Origin of the sequence: Pseudomonas faucium, from assembly GCF_021602585.1 — a bacterium.
GTDB lineage: Bacteria > Pseudomonadota > Gammaproteobacteria > Pseudomonadales > Pseudomonadaceae > Aquipseudomonas > Aquipseudomonas faucium.
Genome location: NZ_BQIP01000002.1, coordinates 372580 through 396350 on the forward strand (window position 1 = coordinate 372580; position 23771 = coordinate 396350).

Here is a 23771-nt window from a genome sequence, read left to right on the forward strand (position 1 = left end):
AGGAAAACTCACACGTAAATGGCCCACGACCTCCCTCCCCTCAATGCCCTGCGGGCCTTCGAGGCCACCGCCCGGCTCAACAGCGTCAGCCAGGCTGCCGAAGTGCTGCACGTGACCCATGGGGCGGTGAGCCGGCAGATCAAGGTGCTTGAGGCGCACTTGGGCGTGGCCCTGTTCGTCAAGGACGGGCGCGGCATCAAACTCACAGATGCCGGCGCCCGGCTGCGCGATGCCAGTGGCGAGGCATTCGACAAGCTGCGCGGGGTGTGTGCCGAGTTGAGCCGCGACAACAGCGAGGCGCCGTTCGTGCTGGGGTGCTCGGGCAGCCTGCTGGCGCGCTGGTTCATACCCAGGCTCGGCCGGCTCAAGGCCGACCTGCCCGAGCTGCGACTGCACCTGTCGGCGGGCGAAGGCGACCTTGACCCCCGCCGGCCAGGGCTGGATGCGCTGCTGGTGTACGCCGAGCCGCCGTGGCCTGCAGACATGCAGGTGCATGTGCTGGCCGAGGAGCGCATCGGGCCGGTTCTCAGCCCCCACTACGCGGGCTTCGAACGTTTGCGCGGCGCCCCGGCCAAGGCCTTGCTCGGCGAGAGTTTGCTGCACACCACTTCGCGGCCGCAGGCATGGCCGACCTGGGCTGAAGAACAGGGTTTGGAAGTGGCTGAGCTGCAATACGGCCAGGCTTTCGAGCACTTGTACTACTTGCTCGAAGCCGCAGTAGCCGGCCTTGGCGTCGCAATTGCGCCCCAGCCACTGGTGGCTGACGACTTGCGCGCAGGCAGGTTGTGCGCACCCTGGGGGTTTTCACCGACCCCCGCAGCGCTGGCGCTGTGGGTGCCACGGCGCGCCGCAGACGGGCGCGCCGAGCAGTTGGCGCAGTGGCTGCGCCGTGAACTGGAACGGCAGGCGGGTTAGTTGCGGCGGTACAGCAGATAGGCGGCCAGCAGGCCCAGCGCGCCGATTGCCACGCCGGCGGTGGTGACGGGGTGCTCCTGGGCATAGTCGCGGGTGGCGATGCCGGTCTGGCGGGTGCGGGTCTTCACTTCCTCGTAGGCATCGCTGAGCAGGCTGCGCGAGTGTTTCAGCGCGCTTTCCGCGTTGCTGCGGATGGCCTTCACCGACTTCTGGGATTCCTCCGAAGCGTCATGCTTGAGGGTTTCCAGGCTTTTCAGAAGGCTTTCGATCTCCGCTTCCATGCTTTCCAGGGACGTTTTACGCAGCGAGTTGCGGTGCATGTTGACTCTCCTTTGCAGAATGGACTGTAAGGATTGCGACTGCGCGCTGCGCCGAAAGTGCGATCGAACTTTCACCCTGGGCGACGGCTCGCAGGTAAACCAGGCCTGCGCTGCTAGGCTCAATCTCACCGTCAATCAAGGAGAGCGCTCATGTCCGATCATCACACCTACAAGAAGATCGAGCTGGTGGGGTCTTCGCCTACCAGCATCGAAGAGGCGATCAACAATGCCCTGGCCGAAGCCGGCAAGAGCATCAAGCACCTGGAGTGGTTCGAGGTGATCGATACCCGTGGCCATATCCGCGACGGCAAGGCGGCGCATTTTCAGGTCACGCTCAAGGTGGGCTTCCGTATCGCCAACAGCTGAAACAGCGCCGGGCTGGTAATGCCCGGCGTGATGGCGTAATACAGTCAAAGGGGCGCCCGGCCGGCGCCCTTTTCGATTTTCATCTGCACAAGGAAAGCGAGTGATGAAGAAGTTGGTTCTGGCAGTAGGTCTGATGGTGCTGGCCGGTGGTGCGCTGGCGGCGGGCAAGCCTTGCGAGGATTTGAAGGCGGAGCTTGCGGCGAAGCTGGATGCCAAGGGGGTGAAGGGCTACACCTTGGAGATCGCCGAGAAGGGTAAAGGGGCTGGCAAGGTGATTGGTAGCTGTGAAGCCGGTACCAAGGAAATCATCTATCGACGCAATTGAGCGGTGGCCCGATCGCCGGCAAGCCGGCTCCCACAATGACCGCGTGGGAGCCGGCTTGCCGGCGATTGCGGCCTACTCGGCTTTCAAGGCCTGCGCCAGCAATTCATAAGACCGCACCCGGTCCGCATGCTCATACAGGTCGCAGGTGAAGATCAGCTCATCCGCCCCGGTCTGCTCCAGCAGCACCTCAATTTTGGCCCGCACCTTCTGCGGGCTGCCCACCATCGCCAGGCCCAGGAAACTACCCACCGCGTCCCGCTCATGGGGCAGCCACAGCCCATCCATGCTCGCCACCGGCGGGCGCTGCATCAAGCTCTGCCCGCGAATCAGCGCCAGGATGCGCTGGTACACCGAAGTGGCCAGGTATTCGGCCTTCTCGTCGGTTTCGGCCACCACCATCGGAATGCCCAGCATCACGTAAGGCTTGTCCAGCGTGGTCGAAGGCTTGAAGTGGTCGCGGTAGATGCGAATCGCCTCGTGCATGTAGCGCGGCGCGAAGTGCGAGGCAAAGGCGTAGGGCATGCCGCGCATGCCGGCCAATTGCGCACTGAACAGGCTGGAGCCGAGCAGCCACATCGGCACCTCGGTGTCGTGGCCGGGCACGGCGATCACTTTTTGATCATCGGTGCGCGGGCCGAGGTAGCGTGACAGCTCCTCGACATCGTCCGGGAAGTCGTCGGCGCTGCCCGAGCGCTCGCGGCGCAGGGCGCGCGCGGTCATCTGGTCGGAGCCGGGCGCTCGGCCCAGGCCCAGGTCGATGCGCCCCGGGTACAGGCTGGCCAGGGTGCCGAACTGCTCGGCGATCACCAGTGGCGCGTGGTTGGGCAGCATGACCCCGCCGGAACCCACGCGGATGGTCGAGGTGCCGCCGGCCAGGTAACCGATCAGCACCGAGGTGGCCGAACTGGCGATGCCATCCATGTTGTGGTGCTCGGCCACCCAGAAGCGGTGGTAGCCGAAGCGCTCGGCGTGCTGGGCCAGGTCCAGGGAGTTGCGCAGCGATTGTGCAGGCCCCGCGTCGGCGCGCACGGGCACCAGGTCGAGGGTGGAAATTTTCAGGTCACGCAGCGTCGTCATCGAAGCCTCCATGAAGGGGGAAGGCCTGAGGCCTTTTTATCTGTGTATGGGCACATTCGGCGTATTCAATGCCTGCAGCGAGATTGGGCTGAACTTGCCGTAGGGCGCTGTCCTCTGAACCTTAGGCAAGTAACCGAGTGACCAGGAGGCAGCATGAAAAAGACAGCATCGGCGATCTGGCAAGGTGGCCTTAAGGATGGCAAGGGCCTGCTCTCGACGGAGAGTGGCGCGCTCAAGCAGAACCCCTATGGGTTCAACACGCGGTTCGAGGGCTCGCCCGGGACCAACCCGGAGGAACTGATCGGCGCGGCCCATGCCGGCTGCTTCTCGATGGCGCTGTCGATGATGCTCGGCGAGGCCGGGCTGACCCCTGAGCGGATCGACACCATTGCCGAGGTCACCCTCGACAAACAGCCCGATGGCTTTGCCATCACCGCCGTGCACCTGATTCTCAAGGCCAAGGTGCCGGGGGCGAACGAGGCGCAGTTTGTGGAAATCGCCAACAAGGCCAAGGCCGGGTGCCCGGTCTCCAAGGTGCTCAATGCCAAGATCAGCCTGGACGCCACGCTGGTGGGCTGAGCGGCGCAACGGGGGCGGTTTCCTGTAGTCTAAAAGGTGTCGGCAGCCAATGCTGCCCTTCCAGGAGCCGTTCCATGATTCGCGTAGCAATCGCCGTGCTGGCATCCCTGCTGGCCACATCTGCACTGGCGGCGGTCAAACCGTGCGAGGAACTGAAGGCCGAGATCGAAGCCAAGATCCAGGCCCAGGGCGTGCCGTCATACACCTTGGAGATCGTGCCCAACAACGAGGTCAAGGACCAGAACATGGTCGTTGGCAGCTGCGATGCCGGCACCAAGAAAATCATCTACCAGAAAAATGACCGGTAGCTGAGGGGGCCGCCTGGCGGCCCTTTCTTCATGGGATGCAGAACACGTCGCTGGGCTCGTTGACCAGGACCTTGCGGCTGGCGTCGTACAGCAGCACCTGCGGCTCCATCACCGGGGCGCGGGCCTCCAGGCGATAGCGTTCGCCGGCCTTGAAGTCGTCGAAGCGTACCGTCAGGTAGCAGGTGCGGTCTTTGGGCGAGGTCAGCATGCCGCCGGCGTAGATTTCATAATCGAAACGCACCACCAATTCGTGCTTGCCAGGCGTCACCTGGAAGTAGCGCCCGTCGTCCAGGCGCTTGCCGTCGAGGCGGTCGGCCATGATCACGCGGCCGGGGGTCATGGTGTAGAGGTCGACCCAGGCCTGCTTGGGGTCGACGGGGGGCAAGGGGCTGGCGCAAGCCCCCAGTGCACTGAGGGCGATCAGCATCATGGGCTGGCGCATGGTGAAACTCCACTTGCAACTCACAAGCTACAAGCATAGCGCCGTTTGCGCCGTTCAGGTGCGTTGGCAGCCTGCCGGCATGCCCTGGCCGAGCAGTTTCTGCTGCTGGTCATACAGCTTGACCCACGGCCGGAAGCCGATGCTGCCCGCTTGCAGCTCGTAGCGCTGGCCGGCGTTGAAGTCCTTGAAGGTCAGGTTGAGCTGGCAGTCGCGCCACAGGGGCTCGTCGACCGGGCCGATGTTGCTCGGGGCAACCGGGAACTGGTAGCGCACGGTCAGTTCGTGGCTGCCGGGCTGCACTTCGAAATAGCGGTTGTCGGCCCAGTCGCGTTCGTCCACCTGCACCGCGTGCAGCGAGGTGTTGTCGTGCGGGGTCAGGTCGATCCAGGCCTGGTTCGGGTCTGGGTCGGGCAGGGTCGAACAGGCCGAGACCAGCAACAGTGAACCGGCGACGAACAATGCACGCATGGCGAAACTCCCCCGTGGCGGATAGTCTTGGAGCGCATCGGCCGTGAGCGATCTGGACAGCCCAAGATGGTGTGGTTTTTTCTTTTGAAGCGCTCAGGCCCTGGGCCACTCGACCGCGTTTTCAGCGCTTTGGTTCCCGTGCTGGGCGCTTTTCTGCTGGGCGGTTGCAGCACCCTGGGCTATTACGGCCAGCTGGCCGAGGGGCAGTGGCAGCTGTTGCATGCACGCCAACCGGTGCAGCAGGTGATTGACGACCCGGCCAGCAGCGCGCAGTTGCGGGCCCGGCTGCAGCACGCCGAACAGGCCAGGGTGTTCGCCAGCGAGCACCTGAAACTGCCGGATAACCGCAGTTACCGGGTGTATGCCGACCTGGGCCGCCCCTACGTGGTGTGGAACGTGTTCGCCACGCCCGAGCTGTCCCTGCAACCTGTGACCCACTGCTTCCCGGTTGCCGGCTGCGTCGCCTACCGCGGCTATTACCAGAAGGGCGCGGCCCGAGGCGCGGCGGCCTTGATGCGCGAGGACGGCATGGATGTGTATGTGGGCGGTGTCGAGGCGTACTCGACGCTTGGCTGGTTCGATGACCCGATCTTGTCGACGATGCTGGGCTGGGGTGACGAACGCCTGGCCACGTTGATCTTCCATGAGCTGGCGCACCAGCGCTTCTACCTGCAGGACGACACGGCGTTCAACGAGTCGTTCGCCACCTTCGTCGAGCAGGAAGGCACGCGGCAATGGCGCGCAGCGCGTGGGCTTGCGGCCAGCGAGAGCCAGCTGCCAGGGCAGCAGGACCAGTTCATTGGCCTGGTGTTGGCGAGCCGTGATCGGCTGCAGGCGATTTATGCCGGGCCGCTGGATGACGCGCACAAGCGTGCGGCCAAGCGGGCGGAGTTCGAGCGGTTACGGCGTGAGTACCGGCAGGTGCGTGACGAACAGTGGGCTGGGGACAAGCGCTATGACGCCTGGATGTATGGGCCCATGAGCAATGCCAAGCTGTTGCCGTTTGGGTTGTATGACCAGTGGGTGCCGGCGTTTGCGGCGCTGTTTGGCGAGGTTGGCGGGGACTGGGCGCGGTTCTATCAGCGGGTTGAGGCATTGGGGCGGTTGCCGGCTGAGGAACGCAAGGCGGCGTTGATGCGATTGGTGGGGAGGCAGTGAGATTTTGCGGCTGCAAAGCAGCCGCAATGGACTCAGCCCTTGATGAAGGCCTGGTGCATATCTGCCACGGTGGCAAAGTGGAAGGCCGGTTCCTCGGCCCTCAGTTCTTCCTCGCTACCGAACCCGTACCCCACCGCCACCGCCTGCAGCCCATTGCTGCGGGCGCCGATCAGGTCGTGCTTGCGGTCACCGATCATCAGCGTCTGCGCCGGGTCCAGCCCTTCTTCGTCGAGCAGGTGACGAATCAGCTCGACCTTGTTGGTGCGCGTACCGTCCAGCTCGCTGCCGTAGATCACCTTGAAGTGATGGTCGAAGGCAAAGTGCCGGGCGATTTCGCGGGCGAACTCCCAAGGCTTGGAAGTGGCGATGTACAGGGTGCGGCCCTGGCCATTGAGCGCCTGCAGCAGCTCGGGCACGCCGTCGAACACCAGGTTCTCGTACAGGCCGGTAACGCGGAAACGTTCCCGGTAGAAGTTCACCGCGTCCCACGCCTTGGCTTCGTCGAAGCTGTAGTACTGCATGAACGCCTGCAGCAGGGGTGGGCCGATGAAGTGCTCGAGGCGCGTCAGGTCCGGCTCGTCGATGCCCAGCTTGGCCAAGGCGTACTGGATCGAGCGGGTGATGCCCAGGCGCGGGTCGGTCAGGGTGCCGTCGAGGTCGAAAAGGATGTTCTGCTGGTGCATGTCTGAGGGTCCACTCAAGTCATTCAGGTTGGTCGTAGCCTTCGGCCAGGTGCTGGTCCTTGAGCTTCACGTAGTTGCTGGCGCTGTAGGGGAAAAACGCCCGTTCCTTGTCGGTCAGCGCCCTGGCCTGTTTCACCGGGCTGCCCACGTACAGGTAGCCGCTTTCCAGGCGCTTGCCCGGCGGCACCAGGCTGCCGGCACCGATGATCACCTCGTCCTCGACGATGGCGCCGTCCATGATGGTGCTGCCCATGCCCACCAGGATGCGGCTGCCCAGGGTACAGCCATGCAGCATGACTTTGTGACCGATGGTCACCTCGTCGCCGATGATCAGCGCGAAGCCGTCTGGGTTGAACGGCCCGGCATGGGTGATGTGCAGAACGCTGCCGTCCTGCACGCTGGTGCGCGCGCCAATGCGGATGCGGTGCATGTCGCCGCGGATTACCGTCAGCGGCCACACTGAGCTGTCCTCGCCGATTTCCACATCGCCCAGCACCACCGCCGAACGGTCGACAAAGGCCCGTGGTGCAACTTTCGGAGTGTGTTGCTGGAAGCGTCGGATGGCCATGATAGCGTCTCTCATCTGTGCCGATAGGCAGGCTGCCTGCTGCGGTCGGCGTCGATTGTAATTAAGATGGTGAAGTGTTTCTTCTGCCAAGGTATCCAAACCGTGAGTGCCAACAACCCGCTTCTGCAATCCTATGATCTGCCGCCCTTCTCGGCGATCCGTGCCGAACACGTGCTGCCGGCCATCGAACAGATCCTGGCCGATAACCGCAAGGCCATTGCCCAGATCCTCGAAAAGCAAGGCCAGCAGCCCACCTGGGCCGGCCTGGTGCTGGCCATGGACGAACTCAACGACCGCCTGGGCGCAGCCTGGAGCCCGGTCAGCCACCTCAATGCGGTGTGCAACAGCCCCGAGCTGCGCGAGGCCTATGAGTCGTGCCTGCCGGCGTTGAGCGCCTACTCCACCGAGCTTGGCCAGAACCGCGCACTGTTCGACGCCTACCAGGCGTTGGTGAACAGCCCCGAGGCCAAAGGCTTCGACGTGGCGCAGAAGACCATTCTCGAGCATGCCCTGCGTGACTTCCGCCTGTCGGGTATCGACCTGCCGGCCGACAAGCAGCAGCGCTACGCCGAAGTGCAGAGCAAGCTCAGCGAACTGGGCAGCCGCTTCTCCAACCAGCTGCTCGACGCCACCCAGGCCTGGAGCAAGCACGTCACCGACGAAGCCGCCCTCGCCGGCCTGACCGATTCGGCCAAGGCGCAGATGGCCGCCGCCGCCCAGGCCAAGGGCCTCGACGGCTGGCTGATCACCCTGGAGTTCCCCAGCTACTACGCGGTGATGACCTACGCCAGCGACCGCGCCCTGCGTGAAGAGCTGTACGCCGCCTACTGCACCCGCGCCTCCGACCAGGGCCCGAATGCCGGCCAGTTCGACAATGGCCCGGTGATGCGCGAGATCCTCGACCTGCGCCAGGAGCTGGCCGAGCTGCTGGGCTACCCGAACTACGCCGAACTGAGCCTGGCGACCAAGATGGCCGAGTCCAGCGACCAGGTGCTGAGCTTCCTGCGTGACCTGGCCAAGCGTTCCAAGCCCTTTGCCGCCCAGGACCTGGCGCAGCTCAAGGCTTATGCCGCCGAGCAAGGCTGCGCCGAGCTGGCCAGCTGGGACGCCGGCTACTTTGGCGAAAAACTGCGCGAGCAGCGCTACAGCGTCTCGCAGGAAGCCCTGCGCGCCTACTTCCCGATCGACAAGGTGCTGTCAGGCCTGTTCAACATCGTCCAGCGCCTGTACGGCATCGAAATCGCCGAACTCAAGGGCTTCGACAGCTGGCACCCGGACGTGCGCCTGTTCGAGATCAAGGAAAACGGCCAGCATGTCGGGCGCTTCTTCTTCGACCTCTATGCCCGCGCCAACAAGCGTGGCGGCGCCTGGATGGACGGCGCCCGCGACCGCCGCCGCACCGCCGAAGGCGCGCTGCAGAGCCCGGTGGCCAACCTGGTGTGCAACTTCACCCCGGCCGCGCCCGGCAAGCCTGCGCTGCTGACCCACGACGAAGTCACCACCCTGTTCCACGAGTTCGGCCACGGCCTGCACCACCTGCTCACCCGCATCGAGCATGCCGGCGTTTCCGGCATCAACGGCGTGGCCTGGGATGCCGTCGAGCTGCCGAGCCAGTTCATGGAAAACTGGTGCTGGGAGCCGCAAGGCCTGGCGCTGATTTCCGGCCACTACGAGACCGGCGCCGCCCTGCCCCAGGACCTGCTGGACAAGATGCTGGCGGCGAAGAACTTCCAGTCGGGCATGATGATGGTGCGCCAACTGGAGTTCTCGCTGTTCGACTTCGAGCTGCACGCCAGCCACGGCGACGGGCGCAGCGTGCTGCAGGTGCTCGAAGGGGTGCGCGACGAGGTGTCGGTCATGCGCCCGCCGGCGTACAACCGCTTCCCCAACAGCTTTGCGCACATCTTCGCCGGCGGTTACGCCGCGGGCTACTACAGCTACAAGTGGGCCGAAGTGCTGTCGGCCGATGCCTTCTCGCGCTTCGAGGAAGAAGGTGTGCTCAACGCTGAAACCGGCCGCGCCTTCCGCGAGGCGATCCTGGCCCGTGGCGGTTCGCGCGAGCCGATGGTGCTGTTCGTCGACTTCCGTGGCCGCGCGCCTTCCATCGATGCACTGTTGCGCCACAGCGGCCTGAGCGAGGACGCGGCGGCATGAGCGAGGTAGTCGTGAACAAGACCAAGAAGCGCTTCATCGCCGGGGCCGTATGCCCGGCGTGCAGCGAGCCGGACAAGCTGATGATGTGGAACGAGGACGGTGTGCCGCACCGCGAATGCGTGGCCTGCGGCTTCACCGACACCCTCAACGAACAGGGCCTGTCGGTACCCAAGGAACTGGGTACCCGGGTCAACCACCTCGCGCCCAAGGCCGCCCCCGCCAAGGTGCAGACGGTGCAGTTCTTCCCTAATCCGAAGCTGAAGAAACCGGCCGACTGAAAGCTGCCTGGCTGACCAGAGGCGCTGGAACAATCCTGCTCGCCGCGATACTGTATATAGGTACAGTATCGGGGTGAGCAATGATGCCTCCAGCACCGCAGAAAGGCCGTGGCACGGCACACAACCCGCACAACCGCTTCGCCCCGAGCCATTCGGTGGTGGAGGATGACGGCTGGTACCAGGAAGTGCCCTTCACCCAGGGCACCGAGGTGCGGATCGAAACCGCCAAGACCATCATCGCCCGCAATACCTCGCCCGACCTGCCCTTCGACCGCTCGATCAACCCCTATCGGGGCTGCGAGCATGGCTGCATCTACTGCTACGCCCGCCCTTCCCATGCCTATTGGGACCTTTCCCCGGGGCTGGACTTCGAAACCAAGCTGATCGCCAAGACCAACGCCGCCGAGGTGCTCGCGCAACAGTTGAGCAAGCCGGGCTACGTCTGCGCGCCGATCAACCTGGGCGCCAACACCGACCCCTACCAGCCGATCGAGCGCGAGCAGCAACTGAGCCGGCGCCTGCTGGAGGTGCTGCTGCGCTTTCGCCATCCGGTAACCATCGTCACCAAGGGCTCGCTGGTGCTGCGCGACCTCGACCTGCTGGCCGAGATGGCCCGCCAGCGCCTGGCGCGGGTGATGATCAGCCTGACCACCCTGGATGACGACCTCAAGCGCGTGCTCGAACCGCGCGCGGCATCGCCCAAGGCCAGGCTGCGGGCGATTCGGGTGCTGCGCGAGGCGGGGGTGCCGGTGGGGGTGCTGTGCTCGCCGATGATTCCGATGATCAACGACAGCGAGCTGGAACGCCTGCTCGAGGCCGCCAAGGAGGCTGGCGCGCAAAGCGCGGCCTACATGATGCTGCGCCTGCCGCTGGAGGTGGCGCCGCTGTTCGAGCAATGGCTGCAGGACCACTACCCCCAGCGTGCGGCCCATGTGCTCAGCCTCATCAGGCAGAGCCGCGGTGGCGAGCTTTACGACAGCCGGTTCGGCTCGCGGATGCGCGGGGAAGGTGTGTTCGCCGAACTGCTGGCGCAACGCTTTGCCAAGGCCATGCGGCGGCTGGAATTCTCCGGGCGCGAGGCGCAGGCGCTGGACTGCTCGGCATTCTGCCCGCCGGGTGGGCAGATGGCGCTGTTCTGATCCTCAGCCTGGCTAATCCAAGCACATAATTCCATTCGAGGGTCTTGGCAGCTGATGCTTTTTTGCTATTATTCAGCTCCCGCCTTTTCCTTCTGGAACGCCTGTTCTAGAGCCTTCGAATTAAGTTTCAGTTAAGTTTTCCCCGCTAGCGTAGGAAACCAGTCCACGAAGACTGTGATCTATGGCTCGTGCGTGTCATCTAAAACCCTGCATAGCCAGAATCTTTCACCGGTAAACTGGATTTACCACAACACCGTCAAGAGGATGAATCATGCCCGTCAAGGACCCATCCAAGGTCATTCCGCAGGCTCCGGCGGAAAGCGCCGATGCCGCCCTGAAGCACATCGTCGACGGCTTCCTGCGTTTTCACCATGACGTCTTTCCCGAGCAACAAGAGCTGTTCAAGAAGCTCGCCACCGCGCAAACCCCGCGCGCCATGTTCATCACCTGTGCCGACTCGCGCATCGTCCCCGAGCTGATCACCCAGAGCTCGCCAGGCGACCTGTTCGTGACCCGTAACGTCGGTAACGTGGTACCGCCCTATGGCCAGATGAACGGCGGTGTTTCCAGCGCCATCGAATACGCCGTCTCGGCGCTGAAGGTTCACCACATCATCATCTGCGGCCACTCCGACTGTGGCGCCATGCGCGCGGTACTCAACCCGCAGTCGCTGGCCAAGATGCCGACCGTTTCCGCCTGGCTGCGGCATGCCGAAGTGGCGCGCACCGTGGTCGAGAACAACTGCTCCTGCGGCAGCGAGCACGAAACCATGCAGGTGCTGACCAAAGAAAACGTCATCGCCCAGCTGCACCACCTGCGCACCCACCCGTCCGTGGCATCGCGCCTGGCGGCGGGCGAGCTGTACATCCACGGCTGGGTGTACGACATCGAGACCAGCAAGATCGAAGCCTACGACGCCCTCAGCGACAGCTTCCTGCCCCTGGCTGCCGGCGAACCGGTACCCTGCGCCACGCCGAGAGGCCGCTACTAAGCGACCCATCCAACGCTAGAACCTTGATAGCCGGCTGCACCCGTTAGGGTGTGGCGCGGCCTTCGGCTGCCTTGAATTCCCTGACTGCCCTGCCGGCAAACCCGCTGGCGGCCCGCGCCTGCGCGTTCGTCAGGGGCCAACGTGCCCACGGCCAGAGGAATGGCCGTGCGATTGAGAAAGGAGAAACACAGTGAACATGACACAGTTGAAAGCGGCCCTGCCGCGTGAGTTGCTGGCCTCGGTGGTGGTGTTTCTGGTGGCCCTGCCGTTGTGCATGGGCATTGCCATCGCCTCGGGCATGCCGCCGGCCAAGGGCCTGATCACCGGCATCATCGGTGGCATCGTGGTGGGCTTTCTGGCCGGCTCGCCGCTGCAGGTCAGCGGCCCCGCGGCGGGCCTGGCCGTGCTGGTGTTCGAGCTGGTGCGCCAGCATGGCATGGCCATGCTCGGGCCGATCCTGCTGCTGGCCGGGCTGTTGCAATTGCTGGCCGGGCGCCTGCGCCTGGGCTGCTGGTTCCGCGTCACGGCGCCGGCGGTGGTGTACGGCATGCTGGCCGGCATTGGCGTGCTGATCGTGCTGTCACAGGTGCATGTGATGTTCGACACCACGCCGCAGCCCTCGGGCCTGCAGAACCTGCTGGCGTTTCCGGTGACCGTCGCCGATGCCCTGCCGATCGAAAGCGCAGGCGCGGGCTGGCAAGCTGGCGCGCTGGGCCTGGGCACCATCGCCCTGATGTGGGGCTGGGAGCGCTTGCGCCCGCAGAAGCTGCGCTTCATCCCCGGCGCCCTGCTGGGGGTGGCGGCGATGACGGCGGTCAGCCTGTGGCTGGCGCTGCCGGTCAACCGCGTGCAGGTGCCAGCCGACTTGTCGCAAGCTATCGACTGGCTGCGCCCTGGCGACCTGCTCAAACTCGTCGACCCCACCTTGCTGGTGGCGGCCTTCGCCCTGGCCTTCATCGCCAGTGCCGAGACGCTGCTCTCGGCCGCAGCGGTAGACCGCATGCACAGCGGCCAGCGTTCGGACTTCGACCGCGAGCTGTCGGCCCAGGGCATCGGCAACATGCTCTGCGGGGTGCTGGGTGCGCTGCCGATGACCGGGGTGATCGTGCGCAGTTCGGCGAATGTCCAGGCCGGCGCCCAGACCCGCGCTTCGGCCATCCTGCATGGCCTGTGGCTGCTGGCGTTCGTGGTGGTGCTCAGCAGCGTGCTGCAGCAGATACCGGTGGCCAGCCTGGCCGGTGTGCTGGTGTACACGGGCATCAAGCTGGTGGATGTGAAGGCCTTGCGCGGGCTGGGGCGCTACGGGCGGATGCCGATGTTCACCTACGCGGCAACGGCGCTGGCGATCATCTTCACCGACCTGCTCACCGGTGTGCTGGTGGGCTTCGGGCTGACCTTGCTGAAACTGGCTTTCAAGGCGGCGCGGCTGAAGATCAGCCTGGTGAGCCTGGAGCAGCCGGGGCACATGGAGCTGCGCCTGGGCGGTGCGGCCACGTTCCTCAAGGTGCCGGCGCTGACGCAGGTACTGGAAAGCGTACCGGCGGGCACCCAGCTGCATGTGCCGATGACTCACCTGCGCTACATCGACCACTCGGTGATGGAGCTGCTGGAAGACTGGGCGCGCACCCAGCGCCACTGCGGCTCGCGCCTGATCATCGAGCCACGGGGCCTCAAGCGCAGGGTCGAGGGGCGCTTGCGCGCCGTCCCCGAGCACTGACCGGCATCACGCCGATTTCGGCACCAGCTTGCGGCAGCCTTCCTTGCGGCTTGGGTACTGCTCGCACTTGCGCAGTACCTCCTGCACCTCGTTGCCGGCCTTGAGCTGCCGGTTGGCCATGAGCTTTTCGGTGATGAACAGCTCCTCCGAACCCAGGGTGCGCTCGGCCTTGTCGATCATCGCCAGCGCAGCTTGCGGGTCGCCGTTGCGCAGGTGGTGGCCAATCATCAGGTCGTAGATCGAGGGGCTGGCCAGGGTCCAGTCGCGGATCGATTGCAGATCGGCCAGCGCCTCGCGGCTCTTGCCCTGGGCCATGTGCAGGCTGAAGGCGGCGCGGCGGATGCCTGGCTGGTCGGCAACCGGTGAGGCCAGGGCGCGGCTGACGAAGGTCGAGGCCTCCGGGAGCTTTTTCTGATCGAGCGCAGTAGTGGCCGCATAGGCGTCCCGGTAGCCCTGCAACGCGCGCTGCACGGCGGCGCTGTCGCGCACCTGCGGCCAGCTGCGGCGGTCCACGCGTGCCCGCGACTGCTGCTTGTACTCGCGTTGCAGGTACTGGCGCAGCTCCTCGTCGCGCTGCACGGGCGACATGTGCGAGCGGTTGAAGTACTGGCCCGTGGAGGCCAGGGCGGTACCCACGCCCTGGTTGAGCAAGGTCTGGATCTCGCGGGTGGTGCGGTTGATGTCGAACTGCTTGAGCGACTCGGTCACGGCCAGCTGGCGCTCTTGCAGGAAGCTGCTCAACAGCGGCTTCTGCTTGCCCTGGAAATCGTTCAGCCGCTGCAGGCTCACGCTGGAGGCGCGCGGCGCATAGCCGGCCCGCACCATCAGGTCGGCGCCCAAGAGGTCGGCCTGGTCTTCCTGGGTACGGCCCCAGGCCGTGCTCCAGACGTTGTCGGAGAAGCTGTTGGCCAGCGCGGTATAGAGCACGGTGTTGCCGATGGTCTTCTGCGTGGCTTGCGGGTCTTTGCTGAAGAACTGGCCGGTGGCGCTGTTTCTGCCGGTGTTCTTGACCACGGCGGCGATCACCACGGTGCTGGCGATGTTGGTCACCAGCTCTTTCTGCTGCTGGAACGCCGCCAGGCGGTCGTGATGGCGCAGCAGCACATGGCTCATCTCGTGGCCGAGCATGGCGGCGATCTCGTCCTCGCTCTCGACGTTGTCGAGCATGCCCAGGGGCACGAACACGTTGCCGTAAGGGTCTGCCGAGGGGCCGAAGGCGTAGCTGTCGACGATACGCACCTGCAACGCCGGCGCTTCGCCCGGCCAGCCCTTGGCCAGGCGCACGACGATGCGTTGCAGGTAGGCCTGAAGCTCGGGGATCTGCACCAGGTTCTGCTGGCGGATTTCGTCTGCAGGCAATGTGCGGCCATCGAAGCTCAGGCGCAGCTGGCCGGCATGCTGTGGGTCCAGGCGGTAGTACTGGTGGACTTCGGGCTGGTCCAGGTAGCGGCCCTGCAGGCGCGACTGGGTCGAGGGGCCGACCAGGTTCTGGAAGGCATCATTGGCGCCATTGAGCGTCTGGCAGCCGGCCAGCTGGGCCAGGGTGGCGGCGCCAAGCACGGCGGCGATGCGCTTGATGCCCTTCATTTGGCGCACCCGGCGCCGAAGCCGATGGTGGAGTTGTTCTGGTGATCCTCGGCAAGGCTGCTGGAGAGTTTCTGGCAGGGCAGCTTGACCACGTTCAGCGGCGGGTTGACGCGCACGGTCATTGGGTCCAGCCAGACTTTTTCACTCCCCAGGTCGACCTGCACCAGGTCCAGCTCCTTGTTGTACTGCAGCACCGGCAGCGCCTGCTTGGGCAGGCTGGCGCGGGCGATGTCGCGCAGCGACTTGCCCTGGTCATCGAGCACCGGCACCGGGTCCTGGAGGAAGGCATCGACCATGGGGCCGGCGGCGAGCAGGCTGTGGCTGAACAACAGGGAAAACAGGAATAGGAAGGTCTTGCTCATCGCTGGGTTCCTTGGCTGGAGAAAATCGAACGGCCGGGCACATCGCTTTCGATCGCGGCCTGGATGCGCTGGCTGAACAGCGTCATCGACAGCAGCAACAGGCCGAGCACGTTGGCGGGGGTGAAGTTGTTGAGCCACAGGCCGGCGCTCAGGCTGCCGAGCAGCACGACGACCAGGGCCCAGGCGGTCAGTGGCCGGAGCCGCAGGCGGGCGTGCCGGCCGTTGCCGGCCAGCAGGGGCGCATCGAGCGTGCCTTTGAGGTAGGTGAGCAGGCCCAGCAAGGCCAGTTCGATGACGTCCAGCACATCCACCGAAACGCTGCCGGGCAGGCTGGGCGTGGCGCGGTAGTAGCCCATGCCCCAGTTGATCAGGTTGTCCAGTGCCATGGCATGCAGGTACACGCCCGGGACCTTGCCGTGCAGGGGCGATTGGGTGACGTCGCCGGTACCGGCGATGCGCGCGCCGACCAGTACTTGCTTGCCCTGCAGCAGTTGCCTGAGCAGGGCTTGCTCATCGGGGTCGGTCACCTCGAGGTCGCGGGCATTGAGGGTCAGGTTGTAGGCACAGTTGGCCTGGGCGTTGCTGCCCAGTTTCCAGAACAGCGCCTGCAGCAGTTGATCGAACAGGCCAGGCACCTTGCAGTCGCTGATGTCCGACACCTGCGCCTGCAGCGGCGACTGGTGCACGCCCCACTGCACGGCCATGGGCGGGCGAAGGGCTGCCGCCTGGGCGTCGGCGGGCAGTTCGGGGCAGCCATGCAGGTGGCAGTACTGGCGGTACATCACCAGCGCCGGGGTTTCCATGGCGCCCAGGTCGGTGTTGACGGCAAGCGGATACTGGCTGCCGAACCCGCTCCAGCTGACCAGCGCCGGCGTGCTGACCTGGGCCAGGCTGGGCAACGTGTTGACCCCGCCCTGGGCCCCGCGCTCGACGCCGGTATTCGCCACGATCAGCGGGATGCCTTGCTGCCAGTAGCGTTCGAAGACGTTGGCCAGGGCCTGGCTCTGCACGCGCGGCGCCTGGCCGGGGGTGGCCTGGGAATGGTCGTGGCTGTAGAGCAGGTCGATGAACACTGCCCCGGGCTGGTAGGCCAGCAGGCGTTTGAACAGCCGGCTCTGCTCGGCATAGGGCAGAGGCCAGAAAGTGTCGTTCTGTTGCAGGTACTCGTCGTCGATCAGCACCACCACGACCTGGCGCTGCCCCGCATCGGCGTACCAGTTCGCCAGCAAGCGGTTCAGCCAGCGCGATGAAGCCTCATCGGTGGAGCTGGCCAGGCCGATCGGGTCGAGCAGTGCGATCAGTATCAGCGAAAGGCCGAACAGCATTTGGCGCAAGGAAAAGCGCGAAGACGTAAGCATCCATGCCTCGAATCAGGGTATGAGGCATTTTGCCACTATTGGCCGTTGATTCGAAAGTGCTATTACCGCGCGGCGCCCCGCCGCCCGCAGGCGAGCGGCGGGGAAGCGGTCAGGCGGGTTGGCCCAGCTCCACGCCGAGCTGGCGCGACAGGCACGGCCAGCGCTTCCAGGCTGCGCCGGTTTGCGGGCTGCACAGGGCCTCGCGGTAGGCCTCCACCGACTCGGCGGCGAAACTCTCGTCATCGAGCATCTCGTCCACCGAATGGTGCACCACCTCATCGAGCTGGTTGGCGAAGGTCTCGCCGATCAGCTGGTGAGCGATCAGGTTGGCCAGGGTGGTATCGAAGGGGATCAGCGGCTGCTGGAAGTGGCGGATGTACAGGTCGTTCACCTCCTCCACCAGGCGATGGGCGAGGTAGGCTTCATCCAGCAGGCAATCCAGGCCCACATGGCCCTGCATCATGCTCGGCGGCTGCAGGAAATAAGCCTCGGCAATTTTCAGCACCGGCTTGATCTGCGACTCGATGCCAGCCTCGCGGGCTACCTCGTGGGCGGCCTCGAGCAGTTCTGGAACCTGGTCGATGTAAGCGCTGACGAAGCGCGCCAAAGTACCCTGGGCGTCCTGCTCAGGCAGTTGGATCGAGGGGTGCAGGTGGGGCAGTTGCAGCTCGAGACGCTCTTTCAGTTGGCCGGTCCGGCCTTCGTGATCGTGGGCTTGGCTAATCTGCTCGCGTACAGCAGCGATGTTCATGACAACTCCAGGGACAAGACGTTTCAAACGGAAGACACTAAATTAGCTCGGTATACCGAATACCTAAGACTCATTTGTTATAAATCTCGCAAACGTGTGCGCTGTTGGGTATAACCAAGTGCCACCATTATGCCAGACCCTCTCTAGCACGCGCGTTGCGTGCCATTTCACGATTTCGTGCAGTTCATTACTCCCCTCGCGTTGCGTGCCATTGGTCGGTGTCTATACTCGGGTTGAACGTGATTCGTTGATGAGGCCCGTCTGCTTTCGCAGGGGCTCGGTCGTCGAAGCCAGGCAGTCTTGACCGCCGTTCCCGCTTGCCGCAGGCCATGCCTTCGGGACAACAAGAATTAAAAGGGGAACCCGCAATGATGCGACATCCACATGTCTGGATGGGCCTTCTGTTGTGGTCGGTTTTCGGTCAGGCCAACGCCGCCTGGACCGTGAACATGGCGCCAGGGGCGACGGAAGTCTCCAACGCCGTGTTCGACCTGCACATGACCATCTTCTGGATCTGCGTGATCATCGGCATCGTGGTGTTCGGCGCGATGTTCTGGTCGATGGTCCTGCATCGGCGTTCCACCGGCCAGCAGGCGGCGCATTTCCACGAGCATACCTGGGTGGAAATCCTCTGGACCGTTGTCCCGTTCCTGATTCTGGTGGCCATGGCCATCCCTGCCACCAAGACCCTGATCGACATCTACGACGCCAGCGAGTCGGACATCGACATCCAGGTCACCGGCTACCAGTGGAAGTGGCACTACAAATACCTGGGCCAGGATGTGGAGTTCTTCAGCAACCTGGCCACCCCTACCGAGCAGATCCACAACAAGGCCCCCAAGGACGAGCACTACCTGCTCGAGGTCGACCAGCCGCTGGTGCTGCCGGTCGGCGCCAAGGTGCGCTTTCTGGTGACCGCCGCCGACGTGATCCATTCCTGGTGGGTGCCGGCGTTCGCGGTCAAGCGTGACGCCATCCCGGGCTTCGTCAACGAAGCCTGGGCGCGCATCGACAAGCCCGGCATCTACCGCGGCCAGTGCACCGAGCTGTGCGGCAAGGACCACGGCTTCATGCCAGTGGTGGTCGAGGTCAAGTCCAAGGCCGACTACGACACCTGGCTCGGCGAGCGCAAGGCCGAGGCGGCCAAGCTCAAGGAGCTGACCAGCAAGGAATGGACGCTGCAGGAGCTGGTCGAGCGTGGCGACAAGATCTACCACACCACCTGCGTGGCCTGTCACCAGGCCGAAGGCCAGGGCCTGCCGCCGATGTTCCCGGCGCTCAAGGGCTCGAAGGTGGCCACCGGGCCGAAGGAAGAACACCTGAGCGTGGTCTTCCATGGCCGCCCGGGCACGGCCATGGCGGCGTTCGGCAAGCAGCTCTCGGAAGTCGACATCGCCGCCGTGGTCACTTACGAGCGCAACGCCTGGGGCAACAACAAGGGTGACATGGTCACGCCGAAGGACGTGCTGGCGCTCAAGCAGGCAGAAGCGAAATGAGCCGGGCCATTCGCCGCAGTCAGTGGATTGCAGGAGACAGGACATGAGTGCAGTGATCGACGACCACGCCCACGGCCATGACCACGCGCACGGCCCCGCCAAGGGCCTGATGCGCTGGGTGCTGACCACCAACCACAAGGACATCGGCACGATGTACCTGTGGTTCAGCTTCATGATGTTCCTGCTCGGCGGCTCGTTCGCCATGGTCATCCGCGCCGAGCTGTTCCAGCCCGGGCTGCAGATCGTGGAGCCGGCGTTCTTCAACCAGATGACCACCATGCACGGCCTGATCATGGTGTTCGGCGCGGTGATGCCGGCCTTCGTCGGCCTGGCCAACTGGATGATCCCGCTGATGATCGGGGCGCCGGACATGGCCCTGCCACGGATGAACAACTTCAGCTTCTGGCTGCTGCCGGCGGCGTTCCTGCTGCTGGTCTCGACGCTGTTCAGCCCCGGCGGCGGGCCCAACTTCGGCTGGACCTTCTACGCCCCGCTGTCGACCACCTACGCCCCGGCCAGCGTGACCTTCTTCATCTTCGCCATCCACCTGATGGGCATCAGCTCGATCATGGGCGCGATCAACGTGATCGCCACCATCCTCAACCTGCGCGCACCCGGCATGACCTTGATGAAAATGCCGCTGTTCGTCTGGACCTGGCTGATCACCGCGTTCCTGCTGATTGCGGTGATGCCGGTGCTGGCCGGGGTGGTGACCATGATGCTGATGGACATCCACTTCGGCACCAGCTTCTTCAGCGCCGCCGGCGGCGGCGACCCGGTCCTGTTCCAGCACGTGTTCTGGTTCTTCGGCCACCCCGAGGTGTACATCATGATCCTGCCGGCGTTCGGCGCGGTCAGCTCGATCATCCCGGCGTTCTCGCGCAAGCCGCTGTTCGGCTACACCTCGATGGTCTACGCCACCGGCGCGATCGCCTTCCTGTCGTTCATCGTCTGGGCCCACCACATGTTCGTGGTCGGCATCCCGGTGGTCGGCGAGCTGTTCTTCATGTACGCCACCATGCTGATCGCCGTGCCCACCGGGGTGAAGGTGTTCAACTGGGTCAGCACCATGTGGGAGGGCTCGCTGACCTTCGAGACGCCGATGCTGTTCGCCATCGCCTTCGTCATCCTGTTCACCATCGGCGGCTTCTCCGGGTTGATGCTGGCCATCGCCCCGGCCGACTTCCAGTACCACGACACCTACTTCGTGGTGGCGCACTTCCACTATGTGCTGGTGCCGGGGGCGATTTTCGGCATCTTCGCCTCGGCCTACTTCTGGCTGCCGAAATGGACCGGCCACATGTACGACGAAACCCTCGGCAAGCTGCACTTCTGGCTGTCGTTCATCGGCATGAACATGGCCTTCTTCCCCATGCATTTCGTTGGCCTTGCCGGCATGCCGCGGCGTATCCCCGACTACAACCTGCAGTTCGCCGACTTCAACATGGTGTCGTCGATCGGCGCGTTCATCTTCGGCGCCACCCAGGTCTTCTTCCTGTTCATCGTCATCAAGTGCATCCGCGGTGGCGCGCCGGCCCCGGCCAAGCCCTGGGATGGCGCCGAGGGCCTGGAGTGGTCGATCCCTTCGCCTGCGCCCTACCACACCTTCCAGACACCGCCGGAAGTGAAATAGGTAACCGCCCATGAACGGCCAACCGCTCAAACGCCTGGTGCTGCGCCTGCTGATGCTGACCGTGGTGATGTTCGCCTTCGGCTTCGCCCTGGTGCCGATCTACGACGTGATGTGCAAGGCCTTCGGCATCAACGGCAAGACCGGCGGGCAGTACGAGGGCAGCCAGGTCAGCGACACCACGCGCTCGGTGCGGGTGCAGTTCATGTCCACCAACGCCAGCGACATGGTCTGGGACTTCTACTCCACCGCCGACCAGCTGGAGGTCAACCCGGGCGCGGTCAACCAGATGATCTTCGTTGCCCACAACCCGACCAACCGGCCCATGAGCGCCCAGGCCATCCCCAGCATCACCCCGGCCGAGGCGGCGGCGTATTTCCACAAGACCGAGTGCTTCTGCTTTACCCAGCAGGTGCTGCAGCCGGGTGAGCGCATCGAAATGCCGGTGCGCTTCATCGTCGACCGCGACCTGCCGGCCAGCGTGAAGCACCTGACCCTGGCCTACACCTTGTTCGACATCACCGCTCGCCACCCGCCGGTCGCCCACAACGCGGCCCAGGGCGTCCAAAGCGCCCGTTAAGGGAAGGAGAACAGCAATGGCAAGTCATGAGCACTACTATGTTCCGGCGCAGAGCAAGTGGCCGATCATCGCCACCATCGGCATGTTCATCACGGTGTTCGGCCTGGGCACCTGGTTCAATGACCTCAAGGCCGGCCACCCCGACTCCCACGGGCCGCTGATCTTCTTCGTCGGCGCGCTGTTCCTGGCCTACATGCTGTTCGGCTGGTTCGGCTCGGTGGTCAGGGAAAGCCGCGCGGGGCTCTACAGCCCGCAGCTGGACCGCTCGTTCCGCTGGGGCATGAGCTGGTTCATCTTCTCCGAGGTGATGTTCTTCATGGCCTTTTTCGGCGCGCTGTTCTACGTGCGCGTGCTGGCCGGGCCCTGGCTCGGCGGCGAGGGGGCCAAGGGCGTTGCGCACATGCTCTGGCCCAGCTTCGAATTCACCTGGCCGCTGCTGCACACCCCGGACCCCAAGCTGTTCCCGCCGCCCAAGGAAGTCATCAACCCCTGGCACCTGCCGCTGATCAACACCATCTTGCTGGTCAGCTCGAGCGTGACCATCACCATCGCCCACCACGCCCTGCGGCGTGACCATCGTGGGGCGCTGAAGCTGTGGATGGCGCTGACCATCCTGCTGGGCATCAGCTTCATCACCTTGCAGGCCTACGAATACCACGAGGCCTACACAAAGCTGGGGCTGACCCTGGGTTCGGGGATCTACGGCGCGACGTTCTTCATGCTCACGGGCTTCCACGGTGCCCACGTGACCTTGGGCACGATCATCCTGATCGTCATGTTCGTGCGCATCCTGCGCGGGCATTTCAACCCGGAGAAACACTTCGGCTTCGAAGCCGCCAGCTGGTACTGGCACTTCGTCGACGTGGTCTGGGTGGGGTTGTTCATCTTTGTGTATGTGCTGTAGGAGCGGCCTTGTGTCGCGATGGGCCGCGAAGCGGCCCCAAGATGCATGACTAGAAAGGCGCATGAGAAACCAGCTGGCCACTGATGAAGCCATACGCCACCAGGCCAATAGTCAAGCTGGCCAGAGTGACACGCACGGTCAGGGCCTTGAGCAGCCGGGTGGAGTTCTCATCGTCCTTGACCAGAAACACCAAGCCACTGAACAGGCTGGCAACCGTGGCCAACAGCATCAGGACAATCGCGGCCTTGAGCATGGCGTCAACTCCGGGGGGATGCAGTGATGACTACAAGTATAGCGATTGACCTGGCGAGCCTGCGATGAGGCCCTTTCGCCCAGGCTGGATACCGACCCTGGTGGTGCTCGCGCTGCTGCCGGGGTTGATTGCGCTGGGCTGCTGGCAACTCGGCCGCGCCGATGAAAAGCGCGCGCTGCTCGACACCTACGCCCAGCGCAGTGCCGACGCGCCGCTGGCCACCGCCATGCTGCAGCAGAACGACGACACGGCCTTCCGCCGGGTCCACCTGTACGGGCGCTTTGATGCCGAGCACAGCCTGCTGCTGGACAACCGCATGCGCGATGGCCAGGCCGGCGTCGAGCTGCTGCAACCCTTCCACGATCAGCCCAGCGGCCTGTGGCTGCTGGTCAACCGCGGCTGGCTGGCATGGCCCGACCGCCGCGTGCCGGTGCATTTCGACACCCCGGCCCAGGCGCTGGCCCTGGATGCCTCGGTGTACGTGGAGCCCGGCCATACCTTCCAGCTGCGCCCGGACCCGGAGGGCGGCCAGTGGCCGCACCTGCTGACGGCCATCCACCCTGAGCAGCTGTGGCAGCAGCTCGACCGCGAAGGTTTTGCCCATGAACTGCGCCTTGAGCCTGGCCCGGCCAGCTACCGCCTGGACTGGCCGGTGGTTGCCCTGGGCCCGGAAAAGCACCTGGGCTATGCCGTGCAGTGGTTTGCCCTGGCCACGGCGCTGGTGCTGCTCTACCTCTACTTCGGCTGGCACAACAGGAAAAAGGAGAACAACCATGGCCGCCGCCACCACTCCACTGGACCCGCCTGAACGTCGAAAACCCACAGCCCGCGGGCGTTTGCAGCTGATTTTGATTCTCCTGGTGGTGCTTGGCCCGATGATCCTGGCCACCAGCATGTACAAGCTCAAATTCTGGGTGCCGGACGGGCGCAGCTACCACGGCGCGATGATCGGCAATGGCCAGAGCCGGGCCGACATCGGCATCGCCGGCGAGGATGCGCGCTGGCAATTGCTGGTCAGCGCGCCTGCCGGGTGCGCCGCGGACTGCCAGCAACTGGTGTACCTGGCCCGGCAGATCCAGGTCGGCCTGGGCCGCGACGCCAGCCGGGCCAGCCATGCCCTGGCCGCTGCCCAGCCGTTGAGCGCGGACTACCAGGCGCTGCTGGGGCGTGAATACCCGCAGCTGCAGCGTTACCCCATGGACGCCCAGCGTTATGCACAGAAAGTCGCCGAGCCCGGCCCGCAGCTGTGGATCGTCGACCCCCACGGCAACCTGGTGCTGCGCTACGACGCCAAGGTCAACGGCAAGCATGTGCTGGACGACCTGCGCCACCTGCTCAAGCTGTCCAACATCGGCTAGGAGC

The 23771-nt window shown here is 64.7% G+C and carries 28 protein-coding genes; 17 read left to right on the forward strand and 11 right to left on the reverse strand.

The genetic code is table 11. The features are described from left to right. Positions 1 to 18 precede the first annotated feature (18 nt). On the forward strand, positions 19 to 915 hold the full coding sequence (locus tag L6D75_RS04420; protein ID WP_176511720.1) for a LysR family transcriptional regulator: 897 nt from the start codon (positions 19 to 21) through the stop codon (positions 913 to 915). Here the strand turns inward: L6D75_RS04420 and L6D75_RS04425 are convergent. Further along, positions 912 to 1235: an ElaB/YgaM/YqjD family protein gene (locus L6D75_RS04425; RefSeq protein WP_176511719.1), complete on the reverse strand. Its 324-nt coding sequence runs from the start codon at positions 1233 to 1235 to the stop codon at positions 912 to 914. The two genes, L6D75_RS04420 and L6D75_RS04425, sit on opposite strands and share 4 nt — an antisense overlap. Before the next feature lie 150 nt (positions 1236 to 1385). Here L6D75_RS04425 and L6D75_RS04430 point away from each other — a divergent pair, with 150 nt between their 5' ends. Together L6D75_RS04430 and L6D75_RS04435 are read left to right on the forward strand one after the other, a co-directional pair. Beyond that, positions 1386 to 1601, forward strand: coding sequence for a dodecin (locus L6D75_RS04430; protein WP_176511718.1), 216 nt, complete (start codon positions 1386 to 1388; stop codon positions 1599 to 1601). A 103-nt stretch (positions 1602 to 1704) separates the two neighbouring features. Continuing rightward, entirely contained in the window at positions 1705 to 1926 is a 222-nt protein-coding gene (locus tag L6D75_RS04435) for a DUF1161 domain-containing protein (protein WP_176511717.1), read from the forward strand. 72 nt (positions 1927 to 1998) lie between these two features. Here L6D75_RS04435 and L6D75_RS04440 read toward each other — a convergent pair whose 3' ends face one another. After that, positions 1999 to 3003, reverse strand: a complete 1005-nt coding sequence (locus tag L6D75_RS04440; protein WP_176511716.1) for an LLM class flavin-dependent oxidoreductase — start codon at positions 3001 to 3003, stop codon at positions 1999 to 2001. Between the two features lie 153 nt (positions 3004 to 3156). Here L6D75_RS04440 and L6D75_RS04445 point away from each other — a divergent pair, with 153 nt between their 5' ends. After that, positions 3157 to 3582: an OsmC family protein gene (locus L6D75_RS04445; RefSeq protein WP_176511715.1), complete on the forward strand. Its 426-nt coding sequence runs from the start codon at positions 3157 to 3159 to the stop codon at positions 3580 to 3582. A gap of 74 nt (positions 3583 to 3656) precedes the next feature. Next, positions 3657 to 3890 carry a DUF1161 domain-containing protein gene (locus L6D75_RS04450; protein ID WP_176511714.1) on the forward strand — a complete coding sequence of 78 codons (234 nt, stop codon included), beginning with the start codon at positions 3657 to 3659 and terminating at the stop codon, positions 3888 to 3890. 28 nt (positions 3891 to 3918) lie between these two features. On the opposite strand, the gene L6D75_RS04455 is transcribed toward L6D75_RS04450, so the two are convergent. Continuing rightward, a complete protein-coding gene (locus L6D75_RS04455) occupies positions 3919 to 4332 on the reverse strand; it encodes a PA0061/PA0062 family lipoprotein (protein ID WP_176511713.1) in 414 nt (137 codons plus the stop codon). Between the two features lie 54 nt (positions 4333 to 4386). Further along, entirely contained in the window at positions 4387 to 4800 is a 414-nt protein-coding gene (locus L6D75_RS04460) for a PA0061/PA0062 family lipoprotein (RefSeq protein ID WP_176511712.1), read from the reverse strand. An 84-nt stretch (positions 4801 to 4884) separates the two neighbouring features. On the opposite strand from L6D75_RS04460, the gene L6D75_RS04465 reads away from it, so the two are divergent. Further along, the gene (locus L6D75_RS04465) at positions 4885 to 5958 is read left to right on the forward strand and encodes an aminopeptidase (RefSeq protein WP_176511711.1); all 1074 of its coding nucleotides are present in this window, start codon (positions 4885 to 4887) and stop codon (positions 5956 to 5958) included. A gap of 32 nt (positions 5959 to 5990) precedes the next feature. Here the strand turns inward: L6D75_RS04465 and L6D75_RS04470 are convergent, their stop codons facing one another. After that, on the reverse strand, positions 5991 to 6641 hold the full coding sequence (locus L6D75_RS04470; protein WP_176511710.1) for an HAD family hydrolase: 651 nt from the start codon (positions 6639 to 6641) through the stop codon (positions 5991 to 5993). A gap of 19 nt (positions 6642 to 6660) precedes the next feature. Then, complete coding sequence (locus L6D75_RS04475; RefSeq protein ID WP_176511709.1) at positions 6661 to 7209, reverse strand: gamma carbonic anhydrase family protein; 549 nt, start codon at positions 7207 to 7209, stop codon at positions 6661 to 6663. Between the two features lie 66 nt (positions 7210 to 7275). On the opposite strand from L6D75_RS04475, the gene prlC reads away from it, so the two are divergent. From prlC to L6D75_RS04500, 5 genes are all read left to right on the forward strand, one after another. Beyond that, positions 7276 to 9363, forward strand: a complete 2088-nt coding sequence (gene prlC, locus L6D75_RS04480; RefSeq protein ID WP_176511708.1) for an oligopeptidase A — start codon at positions 7276 to 7278, stop codon at positions 9361 to 9363. After that, on the forward strand, positions 9360 to 9641 hold the full coding sequence (locus tag L6D75_RS04485) for a YheV family putative zinc ribbon protein (RefSeq protein ID WP_176511707.1): 282 nt from the start codon (positions 9360 to 9362) through the stop codon (positions 9639 to 9641). The genes prlC and L6D75_RS04485 overlap by 4 nt, the downstream gene beginning before the upstream one ends. Before the next feature lie 80 nt (positions 9642 to 9721). Beyond that, positions 9722 to 10780 (forward strand): PA0069 family radical SAM protein, encoded by a 1059-nt coding sequence (locus L6D75_RS04490; RefSeq protein WP_176511706.1) that lies wholly within the window; start codon positions 9722 to 9724, stop codon positions 10778 to 10780. A gap of 271 nt (positions 10781 to 11051) precedes the next feature. Then, positions 11052 to 11771, forward strand: coding sequence for a carbonic anhydrase (locus L6D75_RS04495; RefSeq protein ID WP_008092112.1), 720 nt, complete (start codon positions 11052 to 11054; stop codon positions 11769 to 11771). 196 nt (positions 11772 to 11967) lie between these two features. Continuing rightward, entirely contained in the window at positions 11968 to 13488 is a 1521-nt protein-coding gene (locus L6D75_RS04500) for a SulP family inorganic anion transporter (RefSeq protein ID WP_176511705.1), read from the forward strand. A 6-nt stretch (positions 13489 to 13494) separates the two neighbouring features. On the opposite strand, the gene L6D75_RS04505 is transcribed toward L6D75_RS04500, so the two are convergent. The 4 genes from L6D75_RS04505 to L6D75_RS04520 all read right to left on the reverse strand — a co-directional run bounded on the left by L6D75_RS04505 (position 13495) and on the right by L6D75_RS04520 (position 17546). Beyond that, a complete protein-coding gene (locus tag L6D75_RS04505) occupies positions 13495 to 15075 on the reverse strand; it encodes a M48 family metallopeptidase (RefSeq protein ID WP_176511704.1) in 1581 nt (526 codons plus the stop codon). Beyond that, positions 15072 to 15437, reverse strand: coding sequence for a hypothetical protein (locus L6D75_RS04510; RefSeq protein ID WP_176511703.1), 366 nt, complete (start codon positions 15435 to 15437; stop codon positions 15072 to 15074). The genes L6D75_RS04505 and L6D75_RS04510 overlap by 4 nt, the downstream gene beginning before the upstream one ends. Further along, positions 15434 to 16795 carry a CHASE2 domain-containing protein gene (locus L6D75_RS04515; RefSeq protein ID WP_176511702.1) on the reverse strand — a complete coding sequence of 454 codons (1362 nt, stop codon included), beginning with the start codon at positions 16793 to 16795 and terminating at the stop codon, positions 15434 to 15436. Before L6D75_RS04515 ends, L6D75_RS04510 begins: the two co-directional genes overlap by 4 nt. A 109-nt stretch (positions 16796 to 16904) precedes the next feature. Continuing rightward, a complete protein-coding gene (locus L6D75_RS04520; RefSeq protein ID WP_176511701.1) occupies positions 16905 to 17546 on the reverse strand; it encodes a hypothetical protein in 642 nt (213 codons plus the stop codon). Positions 17547 to 17914: 368 nt separating this feature from the next. On the opposite strand from L6D75_RS04520, the gene coxB reads away from it, so the two are divergent. From coxB to L6D75_RS04540, 4 genes are read left to right on the forward strand one after another with little or no spacing between them, the layout of a single operon-like run. Next, positions 17915 to 19042, forward strand: coding sequence for a cytochrome c oxidase subunit II (gene coxB, locus L6D75_RS04525; RefSeq protein ID WP_176511700.1), 1128 nt, complete (start codon positions 17915 to 17917; stop codon positions 19040 to 19042). A 43-nt stretch (positions 19043 to 19085) separates the two neighbouring features. After that, a complete protein-coding gene (ctaD, locus tag L6D75_RS04530) occupies positions 19086 to 20675 on the forward strand; it encodes a cytochrome c oxidase subunit I (RefSeq protein ID WP_176511699.1) in 1590 nt (529 codons plus the stop codon). Positions 20676 to 20685: 10 nt separating this feature from the next. Continuing rightward, the gene (locus tag L6D75_RS04535; RefSeq protein WP_176511698.1) at positions 20686 to 21252 is read left to right on the forward strand and encodes a cytochrome c oxidase assembly protein; all 567 of its coding nucleotides are present in this window, start codon (positions 20686 to 20688) and stop codon (positions 21250 to 21252) included. A gap of 16 nt (positions 21253 to 21268) precedes the next feature. After that, positions 21269 to 22156, forward strand: coding sequence for a cytochrome c oxidase subunit 3 (locus L6D75_RS04540; RefSeq protein WP_176511697.1), 888 nt, complete (start codon positions 21269 to 21271; stop codon positions 22154 to 22156). 49 nt (positions 22157 to 22205) lie between these two features. Here L6D75_RS04540 and L6D75_RS04545 read toward each other — a convergent pair whose 3' ends face one another. Beyond that, complete coding sequence (locus tag L6D75_RS04545; protein ID WP_016394254.1) at positions 22206 to 22409, reverse strand: twin transmembrane helix small protein; 204 nt, start codon at positions 22407 to 22409, stop codon at positions 22206 to 22208. Positions 22410 to 22473: 64 nt separating this feature from the next. Here L6D75_RS04545 and L6D75_RS04550 point away from each other — a divergent pair, with 64 nt between their 5' ends. Both L6D75_RS04550 and L6D75_RS04555 read left to right on the forward strand, forming a co-directional pair. Further along, positions 22474 to 23217 carry an SURF1 family protein gene (locus L6D75_RS04550; RefSeq protein WP_176511696.1) on the forward strand — a complete coding sequence of 248 codons (744 nt, stop codon included), beginning with the start codon at positions 22474 to 22476 and terminating at the stop codon, positions 23215 to 23217. After that, a complete protein-coding gene (locus L6D75_RS04555; RefSeq protein WP_176511695.1) occupies positions 23183 to 23767 on the forward strand; it encodes a hypothetical protein in 585 nt (194 codons plus the stop codon). The genes L6D75_RS04550 and L6D75_RS04555 overlap by 35 nt, the downstream gene beginning before the upstream one ends. The last annotated feature ends 4 nt before the right edge of the window (positions 23768 to 23771 follow it).